The following is a 1,017-nucleotide window of genomic DNA, read 5'->3' as shown; positions in this document are numbered from 1 at the left end:
TTGCATATCGGCTGCGTACCGAATTTCTGCGGCATCGAGGGCGTCTATCCGGCCGACCTGGGCGCGGCGATGGTGAACGACAGGACCAAGGGCGAACGCATCACAATCCGCGGCCAGGTGCTCGACGGCACAGGCACGGCGCTCAAGGACGCGCTGATCGAAATCTGGCAGGCGGACGCGGCAGGGCTCTACCCGGCGCGAAATGAGACGCGCGGCAAGCCCGATCCCAACTTCACCGGCTGGGGCCGCAGCCCCGGCGACATGGCGACCGGCGAGTTCGTGTTCGAAACCGTCAAGCCCGGCCAGGTGCCCTTCCCCGACGGTCGAATGCAGGCGCCGCACATCACGTTCTGGGTGGTCGCGCGCGGCATCAATGTCGGTTTGCACACGCGCATGTATTTCCCCGACGAGGCCGACGCCAACGCGCAGGACCCGCTGCTCACGCGCATCGAGCACCAGGTGCGCGTGCCTACGCTGATCGCGGAGCGCACGGGCAAGGGCGAATACCGTTTCGACATCCGCCTGCAGGGCGAAGGCGAGACCATCTTTTTCGATATCTGATCAGCGGGCGACGAACTGACCATGGGCCAATTCATGGAACTCGGCGAAGCGGTGGCGAAGTTCGTCACCGACGGGCAGATGATCGCGCTGGAAGGGTTCACCCACCTGATCCCGCACGCCGCCGGCCACGAGATCATCCGCCAGGGCCGCAGGGAGTTGACCGTGGCGCGCATGACGCCGGACATCGTGTACGACCAGATGATCGGCATGGGCTGCGTCAGGAAAGTGATCTTCTCGTTCGCCGGCAATCCCGGCGTGGGGCCGCTGCGGCGGCTGCGCGACGCGCTGGAAAACGGCTATCCGCGCCAGATCGAGATCGAGGAACACTCGCACGCGGCGATGGCGAATGCCTACGAAGCCGGCGCGGCGGGCCTGCCTTGTGCGGTCTTTCGCGGCTATCGGGGTGTTCAACTGCCCGAGGTCAATTCCAACATCAGACAGGTCACCTGTCCGTTC

At 65.4% G+C, this 1,017-nt stretch carries 2 protein-coding genes; both read left to right on the top strand.

The genetic code is table 11. The features are described from left to right. Positions 1 to 561, top strand: a 561-nt coding sequence (gene pcaG / locus MJD61_19050; protein ID MCG8557361.1) for a protocatechuate 3,4-dioxygenase subunit alpha, incomplete at its 5' end; no start/stop codon positions are given. Positions 562 to 582: 21 nt separating this feature from the next. Continuing rightward, a partial coding sequence (locus MJD61_19045; protein MCG8557360.1) for a CoA transferase subunit A occupies positions 583 to 1,017 on the top strand: 435 nt, incomplete at its 3' end.

It is taken from the genome of Pseudomonadota bacterium (assembly GCA_022361155.1).
Taxonomy (GTDB): domain Bacteria; phylum Myxococcota_A; class Polyangia; order Polyangiales; family JAKSBK01; genus JAKSBK01.
Note: the sequence above shows the minus strand (reverse complement) of the source record. Positions and strands in the feature narration are given on the sequence as shown.